Consider the following 18,413-nt stretch of genomic DNA (forward strand, 5'->3'; position numbering starts at 1 on the left):
ATATTAAATAAAGTTTTATTTTTTATATTCTTGTGTTCTAATTCGTCTTTGTATTTCTCTTTTTACAGCATTAATAGCGTATTTTTTATTTCCACCTGGAATACTTGTTACTATTTGTGAGTCACATTTTTCACAAATAAAATCAGTTTTTACAACTTCTGTATATCTTGTATGACAAGAACTTTCATCATATACTAATATTGAATCACATTTAGGACAATAACATTGAATATCAATTATTTCATCTTTTTCCCATTTCCATCTCCAATTTGCATCATAGATAAAATCTTCTAAATATTTAGTATATTCTGCTTTTTTACTACTTGTAAGTAATAATAAAAATTTTATTATACTAACAAGTGCTAAAACAGAAATAATTAACAATAACCAGATAGGAAGAGTGTATGAAGTTAATAACATATTATAACTCCAAATAGTACCAGTATAAATTAGTGCTAATAAATCAACTATATATTCATGAGTTTGAGGAATAAAGAATAAAGCAATAATACCTATTATCAGTGAAAAAAGAATAATAAGGCTTATTTTTATTTTTGAATTTTTTATTTGAATACCTTTTTTAGGTTAGATTTTTTCGAATTATATAGTATAGAGACTAAAAAATAAATTTCTGAATTAAAGACATTTATAATTTTTTATTAAAAAAGAATTTTAAGAAATAAAGAAATGATAAAATAAATAAAAGGAAAATAGCAAATGAAAAGAACTTCTTATGAAAAAGATAGCAATGGGGAATACGCAGAACTTTTCCTAAATGTAAGAGATTTCATAAAAATCTGTATAGGAAATGATACAAAAGAAAAACATAATGAAAATATAACTACGCTTTATTCAAAAGAGGGTGGATTTTGTTATATAAAAGTAAAAGAAAATTATATTCATATTGGCTGGTTTAGAGGTCGATATATAAATGATAAATACAACTTTCTTTTTGGAAAAGGAAAAACTATAAGAGGACAAAAAGTATATAAACTAGATAAAATCACGAGAGATTCTATAAAATATTATGTAAATGAGACTTCGATTTTTTTGTTTGGACATAATGGGTTGAAGAAATTATGAATATGAAATAAGGGAATTTATATTTTATGTATACAAAACAAGAAGTAATAGGTTATATTTGGCAATATTCACGATATTATGGAAATTTGTTAATATCTTGTGAAGAAATAATTAAAGTTGAGAATTTTAGTGGACATGCTTCATTAATATATTTGTTTAATATTTTAGAAAATATTGCTAAATCTCAAATAAGAAAATTTGATAAAATTAATTTTGTAGATATTATTAAAAAACTTAAAGAAAAAAATTATATTAGTGAAATTGAATATAATTTTTTGAACAATGAAGAATATGGAATTAGAAGAATAAGAAATTTATTGGCTCATTCAAATTTATCAAAATACAATATTATATTTTTATTTGAAGATACTAAACTTCTATTCCCTTTAACTGAAGATGCAACTTGTACAAAATTTTATGAATATTTTTCAGATATTTTATTTAATTTAATGTTGAAAATTATTAGTAATAATTTTATAACTCCAATTTCAATTAATTTAGATGAAGATATAAAAAGATTAAAAATAAAAATTCAAGAAATTACACTTGAAGAATTATTATCATATAAAGGTATTGATTATAAACAATTAAAAGGTTGGAATGAAATGTCGGAAGATAATAAATACAAAATGGTAGAAAATGCTTTAGATGTTAATATTTATACTCATATATTCAAAATGATGAATTTAGAAAATAAATTAAAATAAAATTCTATAAATAATTCTTTAAGCAACCATAAGCTAAACTTTTACCAAACAATCGTTTGGATAGAAATATGGCAATCAAAAAAACATCAAAAGAAGAGATTTTAAAAGAGTCTATTAAACTTTTTAAAATACGAGGATATTCAAATACTTCTATGGCAAATATAGCTGAGGCTTGTGGGCTTATCAAAGGAAGTATTTATCATCACTTTAAAAGTAAAGAAAAGATAGGTTTAGAGTCTTTGAAATATATTCATAACTATTTTGCTGAGTTTATTTTTTCTATTGCCTACAGAAGTGATTTAAGTGATAAGCAAAAAATAGAGCTAATAGTCAAAAAAACTGATGACTATTTTTTGCATAGTGATGGTGGTTGTTTACTTGGAAATCTAGCTTTGGAAGCAAGTAGTTTGAATCTTGATTTTAAAGAAGAAATAAAGCTTTATTTTACAGATTGGGAAAATGCTTTGATAAAAATCTTTGAAAATAAATACTCAAAAATTGAAGCTTCAAATCTGGCAAAAGAGTATGTAGCTTTAACTCAAGGTGCCATAATGATGATGAATTTATATGATTCATCACAAAATTATCTAAAAGTAGGCGAAAAAATCATTAGTTTAATCTAATGGTTTTTTTTTATCTTATTTAGACAAACAATCGTTTGGTTGTTTAAATTTATTAAAAAGGAAAAATATGAATTATCTTGAAAAATTTAAAGGGCAGGGTGTTGAACTTCCACCTAAATCATCTATATATGAAATTGCCTTTGCTTGGTTTGGTGGATTTATCTCTATATTTATTATTGGTTATCTTACAAAATCTTATGATAATCTTTTAGTTATGGGTTCTTTTGGAGCCTCATGTGTATTGTTATTTGGATTTCCTAAAAGTCCATTTTCACAACCAAGAAATGTAATCTTAGGGCATTTTTTATCTACATTTATTGGTTTAGTTTTTTTACATATTTTAGGAAATGAATATTGGAGTATGGCTTTAGCTTTGGCAACTGCAATTGCAGTTATGATTGCAACAAATACAGTTCATCCACCAGCAGGTTCAAATCCTTTGATAGTGTTTTTATTGGGTGCAAATTGGGATTATTTGGTATTTCCTAGTTTAATAGGTGCTATTATTTTAGTTATAGTGGCTCTTTTTTATAATAATTTACATAAAAATAGAGCTTATCCACAATATTGGTTTTAAAGGTTTATTATGGAAATTTTTACACAAGAACATCTAATAGCAAGAGAAAAATATGGAACAACAAAACAAGCGGAGCTTATACTTGAAAATATGGATACAAGAACTCCAAATGATAGGATGATAAAATTTATTGAAAATATGAACTATTTTTTTCTAGCAACTTCTAGTAAAGATGGAAGAGTTAATGTAAATTTTAAAGGTACAAAATCAAAAAGTTTGATAAAATTTTTAGATAAAAATAGGCTAATTTTCCCTGATTTTGATGGTAATGGAATCTTACATTCAGTAGGTGATATTGAATCAAATCCACATGTTGGATTATTGATAATTGATTTTTTGAATGATATTAGAATAAAAATAAATGGTAAAGCTAAAATAATAGATGATAAAAATGAAATTATAAACTATTTAGATATCTTTGATTCTTTTAATTTTTCAAGATTAATTGAAGTGCAAATAGAATATATCATACCAAATTGTTCTGCAAATTTAAGTGTTGTAAGAAATTCAATTTTAAGATATTGACATTTATGTCAATATCTTTGATATTTAAAATTCGATTTCTTTAGGTGTTGATAAATTTGTATCAACAATTTTTAAAATCATTTCTTCATAAGACATATTTTCATTTATAAAAAATGCTTTATAAAAATAACCTTCCTCAAGACTTGGCATAAAATCAGCTGCTAAAAAATGAAAAATACCATTGAAACTCATTTTTATATCAATTTTACCAATACTCTTTCCACCCAAAGCCCTAAAAGAGTTTATTGCAATTGAAGATACTTCTTTTCTGATTTTTTTATCAGTTATAGCTATAATTTCTTCTAAATTACTCTTTCTTGCATCAAAATCTAAAATCTTGTGACCATTTTTATTTTTGCAAGCAATGATTTCAACAGGTAAAATCATTAAAATATTTTTTGATTTATTTTCTAAAATAGAAACGCTATATTCTTTCCCTGATAAATAATTTTCTACTAAAGTACGAGATTTTTGATTATTATAAATATCCAAAACCTTTGCTTGGTATTTTTTAAAATCAAAAACCACTGATTGGGCATTTATATCTTCTGGATTATTCTTTTTTTCAGGTTTTAAAAACAAAGGAAAAGTTACAGGAAGTAAACTTTCTATTTCATGTTCATTTGGTTGTGTTGTAAAAAAATTTGCTGTGTTTATGTTCTCTTTTTGTACAATTTGTTTTGCAAGATTTTTATCATATTCATTTTCAAAAGCATTTTTATTTGATGAAATATAATCAATATTATGTTTTTTTAGATAATCTGAAAACCAAATTTTTTCTTTTTTAAAATTAAAATATTTAATACGAGAAAATACCAAATCAGGTTTTTTTGTTATTAATGTTTTTAAATCATCTTCATTTTTTATAGTAGTAACTAAAACTTTTTCATAGTTTTTAGATAATATCTCCAAAATTAATTCTACATTTAAATCATCTTTCATATCTGTTTTTCTTAGAGAATTTGGAGTTGTTACAATCTCTATATATTTATTGATTTTAGAAAAAGGTTTGATAATAAAAACTTCTTGATCACTAAGAGTATTATTTTGTATTATCATTTCGATATATTAAAATATCTTTTTTGCATATTTTGTCCTTGTTAGGTAGTTTTTCATGATTAAGTAGTTTATTTTTGATTGAAAGAACTACCTAAAGTTATCTAGGGTAGCGTAAATAGTATTAATTACATATTTGTATTTTTTTCTTTTAAATATTTAATATATACAAAAAAATTGGATAATTTTTAAATTGCTTGAATAAAGGCAAATAATCATAAAATAGCACAATTCAAATATAACATAATCAAAGGACTTTCTATATGCCATTTTTAAAACTAAATCTTTTAGCCCAATTAAATAAATCTTTAGTTGAAAATGATTATATAAATCCTACTTTGATTCAAGAAAAAGTGATTCCTCTTATTTTAGAAAAAAAAGACATCATAGCTAAAGCACAAACAGGAAGTGGAAAAACAGCAAGTTTTGTTTTACCTCTTCTTCAACTTTGGGCAAATGAAAATTATGAAGGAAAAGCAAAAATAAAAGCTTTGGTTTTAGCTCCAACAAGAGAATTAGCTTTACAAATTTCTTCTAATTTTGAAATGTTTTCAAAATATTTGGCAAAAAAACCAAAAATTGTTAGCGTTATTGGTGGTGAAAATCTTGGTCAACAGCTTTTAGATATTCAAAAGGGTTGTGATATTGTAGTTGCAACTACTGGAAGATTGGTTGATATTATAAATAAAAAACAATTAGATTTATCAAAATTAGAGTTTTTTATTTTAGATGAAGCTGATAAAATGCTTGATTTAGGTTTTGAAAAGGAATTGGAAATTCTTTTGGAAATGATACCAACAAATAGACAAAATCTTCTTTTTTCTGCAACATATCCTACAAAAATTCAGAATATTATTTCAAAAATTACAAAAAAAGCTATTGAAGTATCTATTGATGAAATGCCAACTGTACAAAAAATAAATCAAAGAGCAATTGCTGTGAATATTGAGAATAGAAGTCCTCTTTTAAGGTATCTTATATCAACAAATAACTGGGAACAAATTTTAGTTTTTATGGCAAATAAAAGAGCTTGCGATAATATTGCTTTTAAATTTAGAAAATATAATTTTGATGCTCTCTCTTTTCACGGTGATTTATCTCAAGAAGAAAGAAATGAAACTTTAAAAGATTTCAAAAATAAAAAAATAAAGATTTTATTTGCCACAGATATTGCAGCACGAGGACTGCATATAGATGATATAAGTTGTGTTGTAAATTTTGATTTACCAAGAGCAACAGCTGATTATATACATAGAATAGGAAGAACAGGGCGTGCTGGTAAAAGTGGAGAGGCTATATCTTTTATAGGATTAAAAGATTTTGAGCATTTTGCATTAATTGAAAAAAGATGTAATATTAAGTTAGAAAAAGAACAAATTGAAGGTTTTGAACTTATTGGTACACCTCAAAAAATAGAATCTACCGCACCTAAAAAAGGGAAAAGAAAAAGTAAAAAAGATAAACTAAGAGAGCAGAATTTAAAAGATTAATTCTTTTAAATTAATTTCTCAGGCTCGTGCAAATAATATCCTTGTGAATAATTAATATCTAATTTTTTAACACATTCATATACTTCTTTGTTATGTACAAATTCAGCTACTGTTTTTATATTTAAAGCTTTTGCAAAAGTTACAATAGTTTCAACTGTTAGTTCTAAATTTTTATCTAAATGAATATTTTTTATTAAAGAACCATCAATTTTAATAATATCAATATCAAGTTTGATTGTATATTCAAAGTTTGAGTAACCAGTACCAAAATCATCAATTGCTATTTTACAACCTATTTTTCTTGCATTTATTATAAAATTATTTACTTCTTGAAACTCTTCAATACCTTCTGATTCTACAATTTCAAAGGTGATTTGCTTTGCAGTTTTTGTTTTTGAAATAGTATTAAAAATTGAGTTCATTGTATAACTATCTTTTAAATCTTCTAAAGTTAAGTTTAGAGTAAATTCAATATTTGTATCTTTAAAATAATTACAAGCTTTTTTTACTAATTTTCTTGTCATTGATAGATAAAGTTTTGCTTTTTTCGATGCTTCTAAAAATCTAAAAGGTGATAATATAGTTCCATCTTCAAGTTGTATTCTCATCAATGTTTCATACTTTATTTCATTTGTTTTGTTATTTACTATTTTTTGTCCATATACTAAAAGATTGTCTTTTAAAAGAGCATTTCTTAGATTTTTGATTAGTTGCCTATTTTCTTTTAGTTTGTCGTAAATATTCATATTTTCATCTAAAAATAAGATATTTTTATTGTTTTCTTTTGCAACACGAAGTGCAAATTCTGCTCTTGTTAATAAATTATCACTAATAAGTTCATTACTACATGTACAAGCAACACCAATTGAAATAGTTAAATAAAAATTATTTTCATTTACATGTATTGGTTCAAAATTTATATTCTTTAATAGAGTATTACAAACTTTTTTTAATTCATTTAAAGAAAAATTTCCAAAAGCTAAAAATACAAAAATATCATTTGAAATTCTATAAATATTTAAATTTGTAGATTTATATTTTAGTAAATTGTTAGCAAACTCTTTTAAGAGTAAATCACCTATTTCAAAGCCATAAAAATCATTTATATTTCTAAATCTATCTATGTTAATTATTGCTATTTTAGGATTAATTAAGGTCTTTAAATCTTTTAATAATTTTTGTCTATTGTCTAATGATGTAAGTTCATCTAAAAATTGTTCTTGAATGATTTTTTCTTTTTCAAAAAGCTGAGTTATATCATGTCTAATTGCAATATATTCAAGAATATTATGGTTATTATCCATAATTGGAATTATTGTTGTATCAACATAATAAGGTTCACCATCTTTTCTTTTATTGGTAATTATCCCTCTAAATATCTCTTTATTTAATAAAGTATTCCACATATCTTTGAAAAACTCTTTTGTCATACTTGGATGACGAATGATATTGTGACTTTTACCTATAAGTTCTTCTTTTTTATATCCAGAAATCTCACAAAATCTATCATTTACAAAAGTAATAATTCCCTTATTATTTGCTTTTGAGACAATAGAACTCTCATCAATAGCATTTTTGTATTCATTTAATAAAAAAAGTGTATCTAAAAGTTTTTCTTTATCAACATCACTATTTTCAATAATTTCGTTAATTTTATGTATATATTCTCTTTTTTGAGATATTAAGATATTTTGTTTTTCTAACTCTTTTTCTAATCTTTTTATTTCATCTAGTTTTTTCCATTTTGCAAAAAAAACTTCCCTTCCTTGAAATATTATTTTTTTTAAAAATGTTTCAACATAAAAATTTTCATTTTTGATTGTTTTATGCAACCATTCAAATTTTATAAAATCTTTTTCTTGGCACTCATTTAAAAGGTTTTGAAATTTAATAGATGAAACTTGATTATCTGCTTGATATAAAGGAGAAATTTGAGAATGATGCATAGATTTTATATCATTTTTTGATAATAAACCAAGCGTTTCAATAGCAGATTGATTACATTCTATAAAATAATCTTTATCAAAGATAATTATTGGATCATCACAAAATTCAAAGATATTTTTATAGAAATAATCCTTCTCAAACATTAATTTCTCCATTTTTTTATAAGTATTAATTATATAATTAATTGATTTAATTTTCTTCTTTTTTTAATTCTTTATATGTTTCTATTGTTTTTATTATTTCATCTTGTGTAGCTTTTCTTCTACAAGAAAGATAACCTTTTTCTCCATCACAAGATTCAAAAGGATAAATAGTTGCATATACCCAATAGTATCCCCCCTTTTTAGTAGAGTTTTTTACATACCCTGTCCAAATTTCTCCTTTTTTTATAGTTTCCCATAAATTTTTAAAAGCAACTTTTGGCATATCTTTATGTCTCACCATATTATGAGGTTTACCTATTAATTCATTTATATCATATTCTGCGATTTTACAAAAATCATCATTTGCAAATTGAATAATTCCTTTTTCATTAGTTTCACTAACTAAAAAAGCATAATCATCTAAAATAGTCTCTTTTTCATTAATCATTTTTGACCTTTAAAATTTTTTTATTTTTGCTTGATTTACTAAATTTTGTGCTAATGTATTTACATTTATAGATATTTCTGAGAGATTTTCTGATTCTTTTGCATTTTCTTGTGTCAATTTTTCCATAGAGATAATTGCTTGATTAATTTGCTCTATACCATTTATTTGTTTTTTGTTTGAATTATTAACCTGATGAATTATCTCAATTGTATCTGAAATCTTTTCATATAACTTTTCATAATCAGTTATCATATTATTTGAAATATTTTTCCCATTATTAGCTTTTGTTGTTGCATCTTCAACAAGTATTTTTATTTCTTTAGCTGCTTGAGCACTTCTTGAAGCTAAATTTCTTACTTCTGAAGCAACAACAGCAAATCCTTTTCCAGCTTCACCAGCAGTTGCTGCTTCAACAGCTGCATTAAGTGAAAGAATATTTGTTTGAAATGCAATTTGGTCAATAACTATAATTGCTTCATTTATTGCATGAACTTTTTGATTTATTTCGTCCATTGATAAAACAGTTTGATTTGCTAGTTTTTGACCTTTTGTAACAGAATTTTTTACTTCATTTCCTAATAAAGTCATCTTTTCATATTCTAAACCGTTGTTTTTACTAATTTGAGTAATACTTTCTATTGAACTAGAAGTTTCCTCAATTGAAGTAGCTTGTTCATTTGTTTTAATAGATAAGTTCTTCATAGATTCTTTTAAAATTTCAGAATTTTTTTCTAGTTCCTTTCCATTTTCAGAATTTTGTTTTGCATTATTTGCTAATACAGTTCCTAACATATTAATTCCATCTACGACAGTTTTTAATCTAGCTTCAATATCTTTATTTAAGATAATCTTTTTTGTAAAGTTATCATTTGTATATTCATTTGTTACATCTTGGATATCTGCAAAAGTATTTTCTAAAGAATCTAAAGTTTTATTAATGCTATTTTTTAAAGTATAAATGATTGGATTTTTTGTATTTTGTTTAACTCTACATCTAAAAATACCTTTTTTTATTTTGTCAAATACTAAAATCATTTCACCAATAATTTTCATATCCATTTTTAAATTTGTATCAAAATCTTTTATAGCCTTATATAGATCTTCGTTGCTTTTTGAAAATTCATTTTTGTTAGTATTCAATTTTATATTGATTTTATTTTCTTTAAAAAAAATAAAATTAATAAAGTTATTTAGATTATCATTTATAAAATTTATATTTCTAGAAAATTCTTTCCAAAAAATAAAGTTTACTAAACAAACTATTATTATAAATAAAAAGATAAGAAATGAAACAAAATATAAATTAGCTATATCTGATAAAAATATGCTTAGTACACTAAATAAAAAAAATAAAACAAGTATAAAATTATTTATTATAAGTCTGTTTTTTAAATTCATAATTCTCCTATAGGAATGATTTCTGTAGAGAATTGTAGTTAAGTTATTTTTAAAATATCCTTATAGAAATAATTTCTATAGGAATAATAATGTTGAATTTGCCAGAAATAGCCACTGAAGAAGAAATAAATATCTTTTTTGAACAAATATCAAGAAATGTAAAAAGATTACGTATAGAAAGAAAGTTTAGTCAACTAGAAGTTGCATTATCCATAGGTCAGAAATCTTCAGGATTTTATGCTAATACAGAAAATAATGCTCACAATAAGCATTTTAATTTAGTACATTTATATAAGTTATCAAAATTATTTGAAGTGTCAATTGAAGAGTTTTTTAAAGAGATAAAATAAAAATATAAAAAAAGTTTTACTTTATAAATTTAAATTGTTTTATAAATCATAATTATTAAAACACCAATACTTAAAAGTAAAACATATTTTTTATATGAAGTTGCTTTTACGAGATGTTTTGCTTTTATTCCAAAATATACTCCAATAAGTGAAGCAATACCTATGATAGTTCCTTCATGGTAAAGCATTAATCCTTGTATTGATTGAGAAATAAAACCAGCTATTGAAGAAAAAATTACAAAAAATAGACCTAAAGAAGTTGCTATTTTTAAATCATATCTTAAAAATCCAACTAAAATTGGAGCTAAAATTATAGAACCACCAATACCAATACTCATAGCAATTGCACCAATAAAGAAACCTATAATAAAAAGAACAATTCTATGTTGTTCTTTTGTATCTTCATTTGTTCTTTCAGCAGGAGAATAAAATATTCTGATTATTGAGAAAATTAAAACAGCAATAAATACATATTGTAAAAATTCATTAGTGACATTTTTTACTATAAATCCACTTTGAAGACCTCCTACAAAGCCTCCTAGACCTATAATAAGTCCATCTTTTAAAACATTTTTAGCTTTTTTTACATTTAAAAAAGAGCCATAAATTGAAGAAAAAACCATTTGCATAATAGATATAGCTACAGCTTCTTTCATAACAAAACCAGCTAATACAAGTATAGGAACAAGTATCGTTCCTCCCCCCAATTCCAAAAAAACCAGACATAAATCCCGCAATCAATCCAAACGAGAAAAGCTCAAATATCAAAATTAAGCCTTTTTGATTGAATTCATTGCTTCAATAAAATTATTATAATCTGTTTCAAGTTTTTCATCTTTTTCACTTACATCAATACCATCTTCTTCTTTTAATGCAACTTCAAGAACATGTATTCTTTCTAGTAAGTATTTAAACATCTCTTTATTGATATCAGGTAAATCGCCATGAGCTAATTTACAATTTTTATTATCTTTTTTTATTATTTTTGCAGGAACTCCAACAGCTGTTGAATTTTCAGGTACATCACAAACTACAACTGAATTTGCTCCAATTTTTGAGTTTTGTCCAATAGTGATATTTCCTAAAACTTTTGCTCCACTTCCTATAACAACATTCGATTTTATAGTGGGATGTCGTTTACCTTTGTTTAAACTAACTCCTCCAAGAGTTACTCCTTGGTAAATTAGAACATCATCTTCAACAATAGTTGTTGCACCAATTACAACTCCAATTGCATGATCAATAAAAACTCTTCTTCCAATAGTTGCAGCTGGATGTATATCAGTTTTTGTAAAAAGAGAGCAGATCCCTACAAGTGCTCTTGCTAATTTTTTCCAACCATTATTATAAAGCCTATTTGCTATTCTATGATTGATAATAGCCCAAACACCTGGATAATTAAAAAATAATTCAAAACTTGAATCAAGTGCTGGGTCATTTAACTTTGGAACAGAAAAATCTTCTTTTATTTGTTGCCATAAAGAGATATTTTCTATATTTTCATTTATTTCATCATTCGTCATAATAACTCCATATAGTTTTTAAGTAACTGTTTTCATTTAGATATTTTTCTAAAACATTATAAGTTTCTTTAGATAAATGCTTTCCTAAAATAGATCTAATCTCACTTGTATCATAATCAATATCTTCTAGAATATCTATAATTTTTTGAGATTCAAGTATTTTTTCAAGTATTACTTTCCCATCTTTAAATACTATATTTACTTCAGTTGGGTGAGAGAATAGATTATGTTTCATTCCTAATGTATCTTGATAAGCACCAACATTAAAAAATCCTAAAAAATAGTCTTCTTGATTTAAGTTTACATCATGTAAGTAAAGAGGTTTTTTTAAATCAAATGGCAATTCTCCATCACTATCACAAGTAATATCCCATAAACAAGCACTTCTTGTTGGATTTTTATCTAAGTGAGTTATTGGCATTATTGGGAACTCTTGATCAATCCCCCAATAATCAGGTAAAGATTGGAATAAAGAGAAGTTTAATAAATATTTTTCTTGAATATTTTCATCAAGTTTCTTTAATTCTTCATAATCATCTATTTGAAGTAAAGATATAGCTTTTTTAATAATTTGATGAGTTAAAATTTCAGCATTTGATCTATCTTGTAAATCAATATATCCTAAATCAAATAAAGTTAAAAGTGATTCCATATGATCAATACTATCGTGCATAAATTCATATGCAGTTTTTTTACTCATATCATTAAATAATTCATGTAATTCTTGTATTAATGGAGGATTTTCTTCTTTTAATTTTAGATGATCTAATTCGTATTCTGCTGAGAATAGTTCAAGTACAGGAGTTATTAAAACTGTAGATGCTGCACTTATAAATCTTCCAGATTCTGTAAAAATATTTGGTTCATCAACACCTTTTTGTTTTGCAATTTCTTTTAATGTAAAGACAACATCATTTGAAAACTCAGAAAGAGAATAAAACCTTGTTCTTTCATAAGCACTGTATTCAACAGCTAAGCCACCACCAATATTGATAGAAGATAAATTTATTGCTCCTAAATTTTTAAGCTCAGCATATATATGTCCTGATTCTCTTAAAGCTTTTTTTAGTGGTTTAATTGAATTCATAGCAGAACCAATATGGAAATGAATCATTGTTAAATATTTAACTAAATCATTTTCTTCCATTAATTCATAAGCTTCAAGTATTTCTGTTGAAGTTAATCCAAATTTAGAGTTAATTCCTCCACTTTTTGCCCATAAACCACTTCCACCACTATGCAGTCTTACTCTTAATCCTATATTTGGACAAGCTAGTTTTGATTCTTTAAATACTTCAACAATCATTTCAAGCTCATTTAAACCTTCAATAATAATTGTTATATTATGTCCCATACTTTTTGCAATAAAACATAAATGAATCATCTCTTTATCTTTAAATCCATTTATAGTGATAGGCGAACCAATATTATTATATGTCATAGCAATAATTAATTCAGCTTTACTTCCAGCTTCTAATCCATAATTATACTCTTTCCCTACACTTACAAGTGGATGAATAAAATTTGGTAATTGATTTACTTTTAAAGGGAAAACAGCATTGAATTTTCCTTTATAATCGTACTCTTTAATACTTGAATTAAAAGTGGTATATAATGTAGTTATCTGCTTTTCTGTGATATGTGGAAATCTCAATAATAAAGGACCTTTAAAATCCTGTTTTCTAATATCTTTAACAATAGATATCAATGAAGGTTTGCAATCAAAATTAACTTTTGCAACACCGTCTTCAATAATAAAATTACCATCACTCCAGATGTCTATACCATAATTGTTGTTCACTGCTAAAATTCCTCTAATTTTAAATTTGTTTCTTCTTTTGTTTTTAAATCTTTTACGTAAATTGTTCCATTTTTAAGCTCATTTTCTCCAATTAGAGCAACAATATTTGCTCCTAATTTTTCAGCTATTCCAAAATGTTTTCCAAAACTTCGTGGCGCGTATTCTACTAAAGTTTTTGTTGTTTTTCTCTTTTGATTTGCAACTTTTAGCACAGTATTTAAAGAATTTTCATCTAGTGCTCCTATGTATATCACATCTTGATTACATTGCGGCATCTTAATTAACTCTAATAATCTTTCTATTCCTATTGCAAATCCAATTCCAGCTGTACTTTTACCACCTAAAAACTCAACTAGTCTATCATATCTTCCACCACCAGCTATTGCACTTTGAGCTCCAATTTCATTGCTTACAAATTCAAATGCAGTTTTATTGTAATAATCTAATCCACGAACTAGGTTAGAATCTACTTCATACGAGATGTTATTGAAGTCTAAAATTTCTTTTAATTTTTCAAAATCAGTGTCGCATGAATTACATAAACTTGTAGTGATTTTTGGTGCATTGTGTAATAATAATTGACATTTTTCATTTTTACAATCTAAAACTCTAATTGGATTAGTTAAAATCCTTCTATTACAATCTTCACAAAGTTCATCTTTAAAAGATGTTAAATGCTTAACAAGGTTTTCCTTATACGGAGGCATACACTCTTTGCAACCTAAAGAGTTGAGTTTTAAAGTAAATCCAATTCCAAAAAATTCAAGTATTTCTTTTATCATAATAATAATATTTGCATCTTCATAGACTGAATCAATTCCAAAAACTTCACAACCAAATTGGTGAAACTCTCTAAGTCTACCTTTTTGTGGTCTTTCGTATCTAAACATTGGACCATAATAATACCATTTATAGTTACCACCTGCACGGTCAAGCTTTTTTTCAACAAAATGTCTTACCACACCAGCAGTTCCTTCAGGTCTTAAACATACGTCATTTTCACCTTTATCTATGAATTGATACATCTCTTTATTTACAATATCACTACTTTCTCCAACACTTCTTTTAAACAAAGCTGTTTCTTCTAAAAGGGGTGTTTCAATATACGAAAATCCATAATTTCTTGCAATTCTAGAAGCATTTTCGACAAAATATGTAAATAAACTACTCTCTTCATTTACAATATCTTTCATACCTCTTAAACTTTGTATAGTTTTGATATTTTTTATTTCATTATTTGGCATTTATAAAATCCTCAATCTTTTGTTCTATCTCTTCTATTTTTAAACTAGCATCTATAAAAATATAATTTATATTTAGTTTTTTTATAGTTTCTTCCATTCTGTTTTGAATATTTATTAAATAATCAATTCCTCTTAATTCAATCGAATCATTCTCTTTTTGCGATAATCTAAATTTTAATTCTTCAGGTGATAATTTTAATAAAATTACATGGCTAGGTAGAGTATTATTTGTTGCTATTAAATTCAAATTAATTAATTTATCAATATCAAGTTGGCTCGCATAAGCAATCCCTGAAATCATTGACCTATCAGAAATTATCATTTTATTTTCACTATTTTTTATAATTTCTTCTATATGTTCAGCACGATCTGCCAAAAATAAAAACATCTCTGCTATTTTTGATTTAGCTTCACCACTTAAAGCCATAGTTCTTAACTTTATACCTAAAGTTGTTCCACCTGGCTCTTTTGTAAAAGTTGCCTTTGGAAATTTCTTTTTAAGAAGTTCTAATTGGGTAGATTTTCCAGCTGTATCAATTCCTTCTATAACTGCATACATTCAACAACTCTTGCTGGAACTAAATGTTCAAATTTTCCATTAAATCTTATAATTTCTCTTACTATTGTTGAACTTACAAAAGCATTTTGTAGAGTTGGCATAAGATATAAAGTCTCTATTTTTTTATTTATTGAAGAGTTAGCATAACCCATTTGTAGTTCAAATTCAAAATCAGAAACAGCCCTTAATCCTCTAATTATTGTATGAACTTCTAATTCTATTGCTAAATCTACAAGTAGAGTATCAAATCCTAAAACACTAACACCACTTATTTCTTGAGTTGATGCTTTTACAAATTCAACTCTTTGTTCATGTGAAAACATAGGCTTTTTTAGTTCACTTTTTGCAACAGCAATAATCACTTCATCAAATATATTTGCTGCTCTTTTTATAATATCCAAATGACCATTTGTAATTGGGTCAAATGTACCACTATATATTGCTTTTTTATATGAATTCATAGTAATATCCCATTTTTTTTAACATATTTATTTCCATCTTTTATATAAATTATTATCTATTTTTAACAAATCAAACCATTTACCAATCAAAAATTTTTCCATCTCTTCCAAACTTTGTTGATTACTGTAATAGCCTAAAATTGGAGGAGCAATTATAACTCCTAATTTAGATAATTTCAACATATTTTTCAAAGTTATTGTATTAAGAGGCATCTCTCTTGGCGCGATTATAATATCTCTTTTTTCTTTTAACATAACAGAAAAAGCTCTTGTGATTAAAGAATCTGCAATGCCAACACTACATTTTGCAAGAGTATTTTGAGAACAAGGAAGAATAATCATTTTATCAACTTTAAATGAACCAGATGCAATACTTGCACCTATATTTGAATCTTTAAAAATAGTGATATTTTTATAATCTTTAAATAAATCATCTATTTGTAGATTATTTTCAAGCTTTAAAGCTTTTTTTGCGCTTTTTGAGAATACCACAAATATTTCAAAATCTTTTGGTAACTCTTTTATAAAATTGATACCAAGATTAGTACCGCTAGCTCCTGAAATTGCTACTGTTATTCTCAAGTAAAACCTTTTATTTTTATATACGAAAACTGATAATATCAAAAAAAAACTTTCAATTATTTTAATATTATTTTAACATGATTTCTAAGTTGAAATTAATCTTATGAGTGATAACATTTTGTATAAATAATATATATAAAAATTAAACATAATGTTTAATAAAAAATATTTTAATTTACTTTATGTAAAAGGATTTTATATGTCAAAAATTTTTACTTATATAAGAAAAAATCAAAATAATGACAAATATACACAAGAACAAAAAGAGTCTATACAAAAATATATAGATAAACAAAATATTCAAGTATTTAAAAATATTGAAATAAATATTAGTACACCAAATGAAGAAAAAAATATTTTAGAATTATTACAAAACTGTGAAAAAAATTCTACTATTATTGTATCAAATTTGAATGTTTTTGGCAGAACAATAGAAACTATTTTAGAAATAGTAAAATTCTTATTATCAAATAAAATAAGAATTTTAGTTGTTGAACAAAATCTTGATTTATTAGATGATAAAGATATGTTGACACAAATGATATTAGGTGTTATTTCAATGACAGTTAGTTTAGAAAAAGAGTTAATGAGCTTAAGAACAAAAGAAGCATTAACAGCAAAAAAACTAAATGGTATGGCTTTAGGAAAACCAAAAGGAACTATACAAAAATCAAAATTTGATTTACAACGAGATAAAATAGAAGAACTTTTAGCTGTTGGTTTGAGTGTAAGAAAAATATCAAAATTATTAGGTTATAACAATCATATAGGATTAAATAATTATGTTAAAAAAAGAAAAATAAAAGCCAATCTAAATAAGCCAAAAGAGATATAAAATAGGCTTTTTATAATGATTTAAAAAAAATATAGTAAAATAAAATTAATTAAAATTGAATGGAGTTATTGTGAAAGTATTATTAACAAAAGATGTAAAAAGTTTAGGAAAAGCTGGTGAGATTAAAGAAGTAGCTGATGGATATGGAAAAAATTTTTTAATAGGAAAAGGTTTAGCTCTACACGCAACAACAGAAGTACTAAATAGATGGAAAGCAGAACAAAAAAAACAAGCTTTAAAAGAAGAACAAGAAATAGCAAATGCTAAAGAGTTAGCAGAAAAATTAAATGCAACAAAATTAACTGTAAAACACAAAGTTGGTGCAAATGGACAATTAATTGGTTCAGTAACAAATAAAGAAATAAGTGAAGAATTAGAAAATCAATTTTCAATTATGATAGATAAAAAGAATATCTCTTTAGATAAAAAAATCAAATCTGTAGGAATTTATGAGATTGATTGTAAATTAGGACATGCAATTCATGCAACTTTAAAAGTTGACATAATTGGAGAATAATAAATGTTTGATGCTACAACGATACTTGCATATAAAGGTGCAAACAAAGCTGTAATTGGTGGAGATGGTCAAGTTACTTTTGGAAATACAGTTTTAAAAGGTAATGCTACAAAAATAAGAACACTTTATAAAGACCAAATACTTGCAGGATTTGCAGGAAGTACAGCAGATGCTTTTAATCTTTTTGATATGTTTGAAGGACATTTAGAAGCTTGTAAAGGTGATTTGTTAAAATCAGTAATTGCATTTTCAAAAGAGTGGAGAAAAGATAAGGTTCTTAGACGTCTTGAAGCTATGATGATAGTTTTAAATAAAGAAAAGATTTTTATTTTAAGTGGAAATGGTGATGTTGTTGAACCTGAAGATGGATCAATTGCTTCAATAGGAAGTGGTGGAAATTTTGCTATTTCTGCTGCACGTGCACTTGCTAAGCATTCAACTTTAGATGAAGAAGAGTTGGTACGTGAATCACTTATGATTGCAGGTGAATTGTGTATTTATACAAATCAAAATATAAAAATATTAAAGTTAGAGGATTAAAAAA

At 25.0% G+C, this 18,413-nt stretch carries 22 protein-coding genes; 10 read left to right on the plus strand and 12 right to left on the minus strand.

The features are described from left to right. Positions 1-15 precede the first annotated feature (15 nt). On the minus strand, positions 16-420 hold the full coding sequence (locus tag ABLL_RS06140) for a hypothetical protein (protein ID WP_014473913.1): 405 nt from the start codon (positions 418-420) through the stop codon (positions 16-18). 297 nt (positions 421-717) lie between these two features. Here ABLL_RS06140 and ABLL_RS06145 point away from each other — a divergent pair, with 297 nt between their 5' ends. The 5 genes from ABLL_RS06145 to ABLL_RS06165 all read left to right on the plus strand — a co-directional run bounded on the left by ABLL_RS06145 (position 718) and on the right by ABLL_RS06165 (position 3,515). After that, on the plus strand, positions 718-1,083 hold the full coding sequence (locus tag ABLL_RS06145; RefSeq protein ID WP_014473914.1) for a hypothetical protein: 366 nt from the start codon (positions 718-720) through the stop codon (positions 1,081-1,083). A gap of 26 nt (positions 1,084-1,109) precedes the next feature. Next, positions 1,110-1,790 carry a hypothetical protein gene (locus tag ABLL_RS06150; protein ID WP_014473915.1) on the plus strand — a complete coding sequence of 227 codons (681 nt, stop codon included), beginning with the start codon at positions 1,110-1,112 and terminating at the stop codon, positions 1,788-1,790. A gap of 68 nt (positions 1,791-1,858) precedes the next feature. Beyond that, a complete protein-coding gene (locus ABLL_RS06155) occupies positions 1,859-2,413 on the plus strand; it encodes a TetR/AcrR family transcriptional regulator (protein ID WP_014473916.1) in 555 nt (184 codons plus the stop codon). Positions 2,414-2,480: 67 nt separating this feature from the next. Continuing rightward, positions 2,481-2,990 (plus strand): HPP family protein, encoded by a 510-nt coding sequence (locus ABLL_RS06160; protein WP_014473917.1) that lies wholly within the window; start codon positions 2,481-2,483, stop codon positions 2,988-2,990. 9 nt (positions 2,991-2,999) lie between these two features. After that, positions 3,000-3,515 (plus strand): pyridoxamine 5'-phosphate oxidase family protein, encoded by a 516-nt coding sequence (locus tag ABLL_RS06165; protein ID WP_014473918.1) that lies wholly within the window; start codon positions 3,000-3,002, stop codon positions 3,513-3,515. A gap of 24 nt (positions 3,516-3,539) precedes the next feature. On the opposite strand, the gene ABLL_RS06170 is transcribed toward ABLL_RS06165, so the two are convergent. Then, positions 3,540-4,574 carry a D-alanine--D-alanine ligase gene (locus ABLL_RS06170; RefSeq protein ID WP_014473919.1) on the minus strand — a complete coding sequence of 345 codons (1,035 nt, stop codon included), beginning with the start codon at positions 4,572-4,574 and terminating at the stop codon, positions 3,540-3,542. Positions 4,575-4,834: 260 nt separating this feature from the next. On the opposite strand from ABLL_RS06170, the gene ABLL_RS06175 reads away from it, so the two are divergent. Then, positions 4,835-6,061: a DEAD/DEAH box helicase gene (locus ABLL_RS06175; RefSeq protein WP_014473920.1), complete on the plus strand. Its 1,227-nt coding sequence runs from the start codon at positions 4,835-4,837 to the stop codon at positions 6,059-6,061. Between the two features lie 5 nt (positions 6,062-6,066). Here ABLL_RS06175 and ABLL_RS06180 read toward each other — a convergent pair whose 3' ends face one another. The 3 genes from ABLL_RS06180 to ABLL_RS06190 are packed head-to-tail and all read right to left on the minus strand — an operon-like array spanning position 6,067 to position 9,739. Further along, positions 6,067-8,151 (minus strand): EAL domain-containing protein, encoded by a 2,085-nt coding sequence (locus tag ABLL_RS06180; protein ID WP_014473921.1) that lies wholly within the window; start codon positions 8,149-8,151, stop codon positions 6,067-6,069. Positions 8,152-8,197: 46 nt separating this feature from the next. Next, positions 8,198-8,599, minus strand: a complete 402-nt coding sequence (locus ABLL_RS06185) for a PAS domain-containing protein (RefSeq protein WP_014473922.1) — start codon at positions 8,597-8,599, stop codon at positions 8,198-8,200. A 9-nt stretch (positions 8,600-8,608) separates the two neighbouring features. Continuing rightward, positions 8,609-9,739 (minus strand): methyl-accepting chemotaxis protein, encoded by a 1,131-nt coding sequence (locus tag ABLL_RS06190; RefSeq protein WP_158310005.1) that lies wholly within the window; start codon positions 9,737-9,739, stop codon positions 8,609-8,611. A gap of 347 nt (positions 9,740-10,086) precedes the next feature. Here ABLL_RS06190 and ABLL_RS06195 point away from each other — a divergent pair, with 347 nt between their 5' ends. Continuing rightward, the gene (locus ABLL_RS06195; RefSeq protein ID WP_014473925.1) at positions 10,087-10,347 is read left to right on the plus strand and encodes a helix-turn-helix transcriptional regulator; all 261 of its coding nucleotides are present in this window, start codon (positions 10,087-10,089) and stop codon (positions 10,345-10,347) included. Between the two features lie 29 nt (positions 10,348-10,376). On the opposite strand, the gene ABLL_RS06200 is transcribed toward ABLL_RS06195, so the two are convergent. From ABLL_RS06200 to ABLL_RS06230, 7 genes are read right to left on the minus strand one after another with little or no spacing between them, the layout of a single operon-like run. After that, entirely contained in the window at positions 10,377-11,060 is a 684-nt protein-coding gene (locus tag ABLL_RS06200; protein ID WP_258239366.1) for a sulfite exporter TauE/SafE family protein, read from the minus strand. A 57-nt stretch (positions 11,061-11,117) separates the two neighbouring features. After that, entirely contained in the window at positions 11,118-11,870 is a 753-nt protein-coding gene (gene cysE, locus ABLL_RS06205) for a serine O-acetyltransferase (RefSeq protein ID WP_014473927.1), read from the minus strand. Then, a complete protein-coding gene (gene speA / locus ABLL_RS06210; RefSeq protein ID WP_014473928.1) occupies positions 11,860-13,671 on the minus strand; it encodes a biosynthetic arginine decarboxylase in 1,812 nt (603 codons plus the stop codon). The genes cysE and speA overlap by 11 nt, the downstream gene beginning before the upstream one ends. A 2-nt stretch (positions 13,672-13,673) precedes the next feature. Further along, the gene (hisS, locus tag ABLL_RS06215; protein ID WP_014473929.1) at positions 13,674-14,915 is read right to left on the minus strand and encodes a histidine--tRNA ligase; all 1,242 of its coding nucleotides are present in this window, start codon (positions 14,913-14,915) and stop codon (positions 13,674-13,676) included. Then, complete coding sequence (tmk, locus tag ABLL_RS06220) at positions 14,905-15,474, minus strand: dTMP kinase (protein WP_014473930.1); 570 nt, start codon at positions 15,472-15,474, stop codon at positions 14,905-14,907. The genes hisS and tmk overlap by 11 nt, the downstream gene beginning before the upstream one ends. Then, positions 15,459-15,935, minus strand: a complete 477-nt coding sequence (coaD, locus tag ABLL_RS06225) for a pantetheine-phosphate adenylyltransferase (RefSeq protein ID WP_014473931.1) — start codon at positions 15,933-15,935, stop codon at positions 15,459-15,461. The genes tmk and coaD overlap by 16 nt, the downstream gene beginning before the upstream one ends. Before the next feature lie 27 nt (positions 15,936-15,962). After that, complete coding sequence (locus ABLL_RS06230; protein ID WP_014473932.1) at positions 15,963-16,517, minus strand: UbiX family flavin prenyltransferase; 555 nt, start codon at positions 16,515-16,517, stop codon at positions 15,963-15,965. A gap of 199 nt (positions 16,518-16,716) precedes the next feature. Here ABLL_RS06230 and ABLL_RS06235 point away from each other — a divergent pair, with 199 nt between their 5' ends. The 3 genes from ABLL_RS06235 to hslV all read left to right on the plus strand — a co-directional run bounded on the left by ABLL_RS06235 (position 16,717) and on the right by hslV (position 18,409). Then, positions 16,717-17,352, plus strand: coding sequence for a recombinase family protein (locus tag ABLL_RS06235; protein WP_014473933.1), 636 nt, complete (start codon positions 16,717-16,719; stop codon positions 17,350-17,352). A gap of 70 nt (positions 17,353-17,422) precedes the next feature. Continuing rightward, a complete protein-coding gene (rplI, locus tag ABLL_RS06240) occupies positions 17,423-17,869 on the plus strand; it encodes a 50S ribosomal protein L9 (protein ID WP_014473934.1) in 447 nt (148 codons plus the stop codon). A 3-nt stretch (positions 17,870-17,872) separates the two neighbouring features. Further along, positions 17,873-18,409 (plus strand): ATP-dependent protease subunit HslV, encoded by a 537-nt coding sequence (gene hslV, locus ABLL_RS06245; RefSeq protein WP_014473935.1) that lies wholly within the window; start codon positions 17,873-17,875, stop codon positions 18,407-18,409. The last annotated feature ends 4 nt before the right edge of the window (positions 18,410-18,413 follow it).

It is taken from the genome of Arcobacter sp. L, assembly GCF_000284235.1.
In the GTDB taxonomy this organism is placed as follows: domain Bacteria; phylum Campylobacterota; class Campylobacteria; order Campylobacterales; family Arcobacteraceae; genus Aliarcobacter; species Aliarcobacter defluvii.

Bases quoted from the DNA above. Each gene is read 5' to 3' on its own strand.
- ABLL_RS06235 (WP_014473933.1), top strand. From the start codon at position 16,717: ATGTCAAAAATTTTTACTTATATAAGAAAAAATCAAAATAATGACAAA.
- hisS (WP_014473929.1), bottom strand. From the start codon at position 14,915: ATGCCAAATAATGAAATAAAAAATATCAAAACTATACAAAGTTTAAGA.
- ABLL_RS06140 (WP_014473913.1), bottom strand. From the start codon at position 420: ATGTTATTAACTTCATACACTCTTCCTATCTGGTTATTGTTAATTATT.
- ABLL_RS06150 (WP_014473915.1), top strand. From the start codon at position 1,110: ATGTATACAAAACAAGAAGTAATAGGTTATATTTGGCAATATTCACGA.
- ABLL_RS06165 (WP_014473918.1), top strand. From the start codon at position 3,000: ATGGAAATTTTTACACAAGAACATCTAATAGCAAGAGAAAAATATGGA.
- ABLL_RS06180 (WP_014473921.1), bottom strand. From the start codon at position 8,151: ATGTTTGAGAAGGATTATTTCTATAAAAATATCTTTGAATTTTGTGAT.
- ABLL_RS06145 (WP_014473914.1), top strand. From the start codon at position 718: ATGAAAAGAACTTCTTATGAAAAAGATAGCAATGGGGAATACGCAGAA.
- ABLL_RS06170 (WP_014473919.1), bottom strand. From the start codon at position 4,574: ATGATAATACAAAATAATACTCTTAGTGATCAAGAAGTTTTTATTATC.
- ABLL_RS06155 (WP_014473916.1), top strand. From the start codon at position 1,859: ATGGCAATCAAAAAAACATCAAAAGAAGAGATTTTAAAAGAGTCTATT.
- ABLL_RS06160 (WP_014473917.1), top strand. From the start codon at position 2,481: ATGAATTATCTTGAAAAATTTAAAGGGCAGGGTGTTGAACTTCCACCT.
- coaD (WP_014473931.1), bottom strand. From the start codon at position 15,935: ATGAATTCATATAAAAAAGCAATATATAGTGGTACATTTGACCCAATT.
- ABLL_RS06185 (WP_014473922.1), bottom strand. From the start codon at position 8,599: ATGATTAATGAAAAAGAGACTATTTTAGATGATTATGCTTTTTTAGTT.
- tmk (WP_014473930.1), bottom strand. From the start codon at position 15,474: ATGTATGCAGTTATAGAAGGAATTGATACAGCTGGAAAATCTACCCAA.
- cysE (WP_014473927.1), bottom strand. From the start codon at position 11,870: ATGACGAATGATGAAATAAATGAAAATATAGAAAATATCTCTTTATGG.
- ABLL_RS06175 (WP_014473920.1), top strand. From the start codon at position 4,835: ATGCCATTTTTAAAACTAAATCTTTTAGCCCAATTAAATAAATCTTTA.
- ABLL_RS06195 (WP_014473925.1), top strand. From the start codon at position 10,087: ATGTTGAATTTGCCAGAAATAGCCACTGAAGAAGAAATAAATATCTTT.
- hslV (WP_014473935.1), top strand. From the start codon at position 17,873: ATGTTTGATGCTACAACGATACTTGCATATAAAGGTGCAAACAAAGCT.